The sequence below is a fragment of the Marinobacterium arenosum genome (assembly GCF_019795155.1).
Lineage (GTDB): Bacteria > Pseudomonadota > Gammaproteobacteria > Pseudomonadales > Balneatricaceae > Marinobacterium_C > Marinobacterium_C arenosum.
On record NZ_JAILYN010000088.1, the window covers coordinates 1 to 7,554 of the forward strand.

Below are 7,554 nucleotides of genomic sequence, written 5' to 3' on the forward strand. Positions count from 1 at the left end.
GCGTCGGCGGAGCATCCCCTCCACACCAGTCGGCTGGAGGGGATTAACAACAAGATCAAGGTAATCAAGCGCATGGCTTATGGCTATCGTGATACCGAGTACTTCTTTATGAAGATCAAAGCAGCCTTTCCCGGTAAACGACGATGAACCATTTTTAACGCCGTATCACCGAGCGCAGCAGTTTTGTAGCTTGCTGTCAGATGCCGCCCATCAACATGTACTTAATCTCAACATAGTCCTCGATGCCGTACCTGGAGCCCTCGCGGCCGATGCCGGACTGCTTGACGCCGCCGAACGGCGCCACGGCGGTGGAGATGATCCCCTCGTTGATGCCGACGATGCCGTACTCCAGCGCTTCGCCGACCCGCCAGGCGCGGCCCAGCTGGTTGGTGTACAGGTAGGCGGCCAGGCCGAACTCGGTATCGTTGGCTAATGCGATCGCCTCGGCTTCGTCGTCGAAGCGGAACACCGGCGCCAGCGGGCCGAAGGTCTCCTCGCGGGCCACTTTCATATCGGCAGTGACCTCGCGCAGCACGGTCGGCTCGAAGAAGGTGCCGCCCAGCGCGTGGCGTTGGCCGCCGATGGTCAGTTGGGCGCCCTTGCCAAGCGCGTCCCGCAGGTGATCCTCCACTTTGTCCACCGCCGCCGGGTTGATCAGCGGCCCCTGGGTGACGCCCTCATCCAGGCCGTTGCCCACTTTCAGGTCGGCCACCGCCTCGGTCAGCCGCTCGACGAAGGCGTCGTAGATGCCGCGCTGCACGATGAAGCGGTTGGTGCAGACGCAGGTCTGGCCGGCGTTGCGGTATTTTGAGGCCACGGCGCCGGCCACCGCGGCATCCAGGTCGGCGTCGTCGAATACGATGAACGGCGCGTTGCCGCCCAGCTCCAGCGAGATCTTCTTGACGTTGTCGGCGCACTGGCGCATCAGCAGCCTGCCGACCGCGGTGGAGCCGGTGAAGCTGAGCTTGCGCACCTTGTCGTTGCCGGTCAGCTCGCCGCCGATCGCCTTGGCGTCGCCGGTCACCACGTTGAACACCCCGGCCGGGATGCCGGCCTCCTCGGCCAGCACCGCCAGCGCCAGCGCCGAGTAGGGGGTATCCGGCGCCGGTTTGACGATAAACGGACAGCCGGCCGCCATCGCCGGGCCGCATTTGCGGGTGATCATCGCGCTGGGAAAGTTCCAGGGGGTGATCGCGCCGACCACGCCGATCGGCTGCTTGATCACCACAATGCGGGCGTCGGCCTTATGGCTGGGGATCACGTCGCCATAGATCCGCTTGCCCTCCTCGGCAAACCACTCGATGAAGCTGGCGGCGTACAGGATCTCGCCGCGTGCCTCGGCCAGCGGCTTGCCCTGTTCCAGGGTCAGGATCTCGGCCAACTGGTCCGCATGATCGACGATCAGCTCGTACCAGCGTCGCAGGGTGGCGCTTCGCTCGCCGGCGGTCAGGCCGGCCCAGTCGCGCTGGGCGGTATCGGCGGCATCGATCGCCTGGCGGGTCTCCTCGCTGCCCAGCCGGGGTACTGTGCCCAGCTTATCGCCGGTGGCCGGGTTGAAGATCTCGTCGCAAGCGCCGTCGCGGGCGTCGATCCACTGTCCGTTAACGTATGCCTGCTGGCGGAAAAGCTTGGTATTCATCATCAGCGTCCTTTTTCGAATGGGCCGGCTCCGGCCGGGCCGGAGAGCAAGCCGTCGGTTGATGGATTCGGCGTCCCGACGGGGCGCGCTAGCGGTTGCTGGCCGACGACAGCAGCAGGCCGGCGCCGATCAGTGCGCTGCCGGTCACCCGGTTCTGGGTCTTGACCGCCTTGGCGTTGCGCAGCCAGGGGCGCAGTCGTGCCGCCACCGCGCTGTAGCCGGTCATCACCAGCCAGTCGACCGTCACCAGGGTGCCGCAGATGATCAGCAACTGTGGCGCCTGCGGCTGCAGCGGGTCGAGGAACTGCGGGATCAGCGCCATCAGGAAGACGATCCCTTTCGGGTTGGTGATGTTGATCAGCAACGCCTGCAGGAAACAGCGTCGGCCGGACACCAGCGGCGCGCCGTCCAGATCCAGCGCGCCCTGCTCGCGCCATTTCTGGATGCCGAGCCAGACCAGGTAGGCCACGCCGAGCCACTTGATCAGGTTGAACAGCAGTACCGAGGTGCTGATCAACGAGCCCAGCCCGACCCCGACGATCAGCATCTGGATACCGTAACCGCTGATCAGCCCGGCGACCGCCGGGGCGGCGCCGCGCACTCCGTGACGGGCACCGAAGCTCATCGCGGTGACCGCGCCGGCACCGGGCGACAGGCTGATCAGGAATGCGGCGCCAAGCAGGGCCAGCCAGAGGGTCAGTTCCATTTTTTAACTCCAGGCAAGAGCGTTGGATTAGGTCGTTGTGAGTGGTCCGACAGCGAAGCCAGATCAACGGAATATAACACCCGTTAGGCTATAGTGCGCGGCCGAATCAACCATTGGAGAGCGTCGTGCGATTTCACCTTCTGACCCTGGCCGTTACGCTCGGCCTGTCCAGCCCGCTATTGGCCGGCGACAGCGACAATGGCCGCCAGCTGGCCCAGGCCTGCGCCAGTTGCCACGGTCCCACCGGCCGGGCGACCAGCAAGGGCTATCCGAACCTGGACGGCCAGAACGCCGCTTACCTCGAAAAAGTGCTCAGGGCCTATCGCGACCGCAGTCGCAAGGGGGCGATGGCGTTCCTGATGTACCCGGAAGCGGCGGAACTCAGCGACGATCAGATCGAGGATCTGGCGGCGTTTTATGCAAGCCAATAGTGGGTTGCTGCAGAAGGGTAACGGATCGTAAAAGTTCTCTATCTGCCTTACAGGCAGAATCGCAGTTAACGGTTACGTTTGGTAGATCCACATCAGTGGAAATGGCTGAATTACGGTCTTGCCTGCCGGCGCGTCAGGGGGCTCCGCCCCCAACACCCCCGTATGCCTCCACAGAGCGCCTGATCCTGCGCGTGGCTTATAAAAAAGTACCCGGAGTGACGAGCGTAGCTCCCGGAAATCCGCGAAGAACCACAAATGATGGGTAATATGCTTTCCCTTTCAGTCCGCTCCGTACAGCTGTTAGCTGTCCACTAACAGCTGTTCACTTGTATAAAAAAACGGTGTCCGCGGGCAGACACCGGTGCCGGATGCTCGGCCAGAGCAAAAGTACTTTTCAGGGAAAAGTACCCACCTTAGTGCAACAAACTAAGAGTCGAACTAAATGTCGAATCTGGCTCAGCCCTCACTGGGGAACGCGAACTGGGCCTTCTCCTGGATGCCGGACGCCGGCCAGCGCTGGGTCACGGTCTTGCGCTTGGTGTAGAAGCGTACCGAGTCCGGGCCGTAGGCGTGCAGGTCGCCGAACAGCGAACGCTTCCAGCCGCCGAAGCTGTGGTAGGAAACCGGTACCGGCAGCGGGATGTTGATGCCGACCATGCCCACCTGGATGTTGTCGGAGAAGTAGCGGGCCGCTTCACCGTCACGGGTGAAGATGCAGGTGCCGTTGCCGTATTCGTGGGCATCGATCAGGTCCATCGCCTCCTGCAGGGTGTTGACGCGCATCACCTGCAGTACCGGGCCGAAGATCTCCTCCTTGTAGCTGACCATCTCCGGCGTGACGCCGTCGATCAGGGTGGCGCCGACGAAGAAGCCGTTCTCGTACCCTTTCACCTGCGGGTTGCGGCCGTCGACCACCACGCTGGCGCCATCCTGTTCGGCGCTGTCGATGTAGCCGTTGACCTTCTGCTGGTGGGCGCGGGTGATCACCGGGCCGAAGTCGTTGCTGCTGTCGCTGTAGGCGCCGACATTCAGGTCCTGCATCGCCTCTTTCATCTTGGCAACCAGGGTGTCACCGGCTTCGTCACCGACCGCGACCGCTACCGACAGCGCCATGCAGCGTTCGCCGGAGGAACCGAACGCGGCACCCAGCAGCTGGGCCACGGCGTTGTCCATATCGGCGTCCGGCATCACGATGGCGTGGTTCTTGGCACCGCCCAGCGCCTGGCAGCGTTTGCCCTGGGCGTTGGCGGTGCTGTAGATGTACTCGGCGATCGGCGTGGAGCCGACGAAGCTGACCGCCTTGATGCGGTTGTCGTACAGCAGGGTGTCGACCGCTTCCTTGTCGCCGTTGACCACGTTCAACACGCCGGCCGGCAGGCCGGCTTCCTGCAGCAGTTCGGCGATGAACAGGGTCGAGCTCGGGTCGCGCTCGGACGGCTTCAGCACGAAGGTGTTGCCGCAGGCGATCGCCATCGGGTACATCCACAGCGGTACCATCGCCGGGAAGTTGAACGGGGTGATGCCGGCGACCACGCCCAGCGGCTGGAAATCGCTCCAGGAGTCGACTGCCGGGCCGACGTTCTTGCTGTACTCGCCCTTCAGCAGTTCCGGGGCGCCGCAGGCGTACTCGACGTTCTCGATACCGCGCTGCAGTTCGCCGGCGGCGTCATGGCCGATCTTGCCGTGCTCTTCGCCGATCAGCTGGCAGATCTTGTCGGCGTTGGCTTCCAGCAGCTCCTTGAAGCGGAACATGATCCGTGCCCGCTTGGCCGGCGGGGTGTCGCGCCAGGCCGGATAGGCGGCCTGGGCGGCGGCGATCGCTTCTTCGACGGTGCTCTTGGCGGCCAGGGCAACCTGGCGGCTGGCTTCGCCGGTGGCCGGGTTGAATACGTCCTGGAGACGGGTGGCGTCGGTGCGGATCTCGCCGTTGATCAGGTGTCCGATTACAGTCATGTTGTAAACCTCGCTCTGTGCAGCCGGGGGGCTGCCTGATTCTTATTTGTTTGGGACGCGCCTCTGAAACTTGGCCTGCGCGCCCGCTATGCCTTGGAGCCTGCGGCTCAGGCCTGCTCGTTCAGGGTTTCGCCCAGGGCGTTGATCAGCCGGTCGATCTCGTCCAGTTCGACGATGAACGGCGGTGCCAGCTGGATGGTGTCGCCGCCGTAGCGGACATAGAAGCCCTTCTGCCACATCTTCATCGCGATCTCGTACGGACGCCGCGCCGGCTCGCCCGGCAGGGCTTCGATGCTCAGGCCGGCGGCCAGGCCGTAGTTGCGGATATCGCTGACGTGCTTGCTGCCCTTCAGGCTGTGCACCGCGTTCTCCCAGTACGGCGCGATCTCCGCCACCCGGTTGACCAGGTGGTTGTTCTCCAGCACGTCCAGTGCGGCGATACCGGCGGCACAGGCGACCGGGTGGGCGCTGTAGGTGTAGCCGTGCGGCAGCTCGATCATGTACTCTGGACCGCCATGCTCCATGAAGCAGTCGTAGATCTCCTGCTTGACCGCCACCGCGCCCAGCGGCTGGGAACCGTTGGTCATCTGCTTGGCCATGTTGATGATGTCCGGGGTGACGCCGAACGCCTCGGAGCCGGTGTTGGCGCCGGTGCGGCCGAAACCGGTGATCACCTCGTCGAAGATCAGCAGGATGTTGTGCTGGTCGCAGATCTCGCGCAGCCGCTGCAGGTAGCCGACCGGCGGGATGATCACCCCGGCGGAACCGGAGAACGGCTCGACGATCACCGCCGCGATGTTGGAGGCATCGTGCAGCGCGATCAGCTCCAGCAGATCTTCCGCCCGCTCGGCGCCGACATCCGGCATGCCGCGGGTGAACTCGTGGCCTTTCACCAGGGTGTGCGGCAGGTGATCCGCCGCCAGGCCTTCGCCATACAGTGCGCGGTTCGGGCCGATACCGCCGACGCTGATGCCGGCGAAGTTAACCCCGTGATAGCCCTTGGTACGGCCGATCAGCCGGGTCTTGCTCGGCATCCCTTTCTTGCGCCAGTAGGCACGAGCGATCTTCAGCGAGGTGTCGGCGGCTTCGGAGCCGGAGCTGGTGAACAGCACCCGGTTGATCCCTTGCGGCATGAACTGGGTGACCCGCTCGGCCAGCTCGAACGATTTCGGGTGGCCGAACTGGAACGCCGGGGCATAGTCCAGCTGCTTGACCTGCTGGGCGATCGCTTCGTTGATCTCGGGTACGTTGTGGCCCAGACCGCAGGTCCACAAGCCGGACAGGCCATCAAAGATCTTGCGGCCGTCGGCATCGGTGTAGTAGCAGCCGTCGGCTGAGACGATGATGCGTGGGTCCTGTTTGAATTGGCGGTTGCCGGTGAACGGCATCCAGTGGGCATCCAGTTGTGCCTGGCTGGGTGACTTGCTGTCTGTGGTTGCGCTCATCGCACCCTCCGTTTCTTGTTCTCAGGTATGGGAGTTGTGGTTGCGTTAACGGTTACGTTATTGACAGAGTGTGCGCCGGTTCATATTTTGATTAAATTCAAAATAAAAAATACTTAGTTAAGCAGGTATTTAACTATGTCCCGTCCCGCAAGCCGCCCCGCCAAGAGCCTGATCGGCCAGATCAGCGATATCGACCTGCGCCTGCTGAAGGTGTTCCGCACCGTGGTGGAGGCCGGCGGATTTGCCCAGGCGGAGGTGGAGCTGGGAGTGTCGGCGTCGGCGATCAGCATCAGCATGGCCGACCTGGAAAAACGCCTCGGGCTGCGGCTGTGCCAGCGCGGCCGGGCCGGTTTCTCGCTGACCGACGAGGGGCGCCAGGTGTACGACGCCAGTCTGCAGCTGTTCACCTCGCTGGAGTCGTTCCGCAGCGAGATCCACTCGATCCACCGGCAGCTGAAGGGCGAGCTGGCGATCGGCATCACCGACAACCTGGTCAGCATGCCGCGGATGCGGATCACCTATGCGTTGCGTTCGCTGAAGCAGCAGGGGCCGGAGGTCAATATCCGCATCCGGATGATCTCGCCGACCGAGGTGGAACTGGGCATCCTGGACGGCAAGCTGCACATCGGGGTGGTGCCGCTGGTACAGCCGCTAAAGGGGCTGGAGTACACCAACCTGTATGCGGAGGAGGCGCTGCTGTACTGCAGTCACGAACATCCGCTGTTCGATCTGCCCGATGCGGAGATCGACCGGGAGGCGTTGGCCGACTGCGATGCGATCGAGCCGACCTTCGCCCGCACCGAACAGGTCAACCAGCAGCTGCAGCAGCTGAGTACCACCGCCAGCGCCTCCGACCGCGAAGGGGTGGCGTTTCTGATCATGACCGGCCTCTATATCGGCTTCCTGCCGACCCACTACGCCGAGCGCTGGGTCCGCGAGGGCCGGCTGCGGGCGCTGCGGCCGGAGCTGATGAACTACCAGATCCAGTACGCGGCGGTGACCCGCAAGGGGGTGCGGCCGAACCTGGTACTGGAAACCTTCCTGAACGAACTGGCGCTCCACGCCGAGGACTGAGCGGAGCTTCAAGCGGCAATAACGTTTGAAGATATTCTTGGCCAAGAGGATTTATCCAGGCTTAGGTCTTGCCTGCTGGCGCGTCAAGGCGGCCCGCGCAGGGGCTTCCGCCCTTAACAATGTGTGCCCGGCATGGCACGTAGCTCTTCGGAGCTGTTCCGGTCACTGTGGCGGTGATCGGATGACTTGGTGGTGAAAGTCCACTATCGGCCCGGCAAGGGGAACGATTAGCTGAACGGCAAGGGTGTCCGCCGCGAGGTGGAATCCGAAGGCAGCCGAAAGCAAAGCACTGGCCTGACGAACAGA

7 protein-coding genes are annotated in these 7,554 nt (G+C 63.6%); 3 read left to right on the forward strand and 4 right to left on the reverse strand.

From position 1 onward, the window contains the following. Positions 1–147 (forward strand): transposase (locus K6T12_RS20945; RefSeq protein ID WP_222224926.1); only part of this gene is annotated, 147 nt, incomplete at its 5' end. Between the two features lie 49 nt (positions 148–196). Here the strand turns inward: K6T12_RS20945 and K6T12_RS20950 are convergent. Continuing rightward, entirely contained in the window at positions 197–1,642 is a 1,446-nt protein-coding gene (locus K6T12_RS20950) for an NAD-dependent succinate-semialdehyde dehydrogenase (protein WP_255611970.1), read from the reverse strand. 85 nt (positions 1,643–1,727) lie between these two features. Further along, positions 1,728–2,345 carry a homoserine/homoserine lactone efflux protein gene (rhtB, locus tag K6T12_RS20955; RefSeq protein ID WP_222224921.1) on the reverse strand — a complete coding sequence of 206 codons (618 nt, stop codon included), beginning with the start codon at positions 2,343–2,345 and terminating at the stop codon, positions 1,728–1,730. Between the two features lie 125 nt (positions 2,346–2,470). Between rhtB and K6T12_RS20960 the strand changes: the two genes are divergently transcribed. Further along, positions 2,471–2,776, forward strand: coding sequence for a c-type cytochrome (locus K6T12_RS20960; protein ID WP_222224922.1), 306 nt, complete (start codon positions 2,471–2,473; stop codon positions 2,774–2,776). Positions 2,777–3,232: 456 nt separating this feature from the next. Here K6T12_RS20960 and K6T12_RS20965 read toward each other — a convergent pair whose 3' ends face one another. Together K6T12_RS20965 and K6T12_RS20970 are read right to left on the reverse strand one after the other, a co-directional pair. Continuing rightward, on the reverse strand, positions 3,233–4,729 hold the full coding sequence (locus K6T12_RS20965; protein ID WP_222224923.1) for a CoA-acylating methylmalonate-semialdehyde dehydrogenase: 1,497 nt from the start codon (positions 4,727–4,729) through the stop codon (positions 3,233–3,235). 107 nt (positions 4,730–4,836) lie between these two features. Beyond that, entirely contained in the window at positions 4,837–6,174 is a 1,338-nt protein-coding gene (locus K6T12_RS20970) for an aspartate aminotransferase family protein (RefSeq protein ID WP_222224924.1), read from the reverse strand. A 135-nt stretch (positions 6,175–6,309) separates the two neighbouring features. On the opposite strand from K6T12_RS20970, the gene K6T12_RS20975 reads away from it, so the two are divergent. Continuing rightward, on the forward strand, positions 6,310–7,248 hold the full coding sequence (locus K6T12_RS20975) for a LysR family transcriptional regulator (protein ID WP_222224925.1): 939 nt from the start codon (positions 6,310–6,312) through the stop codon (positions 7,246–7,248). The last annotated feature ends 306 nt before the right edge of the window (positions 7,249–7,554 follow it).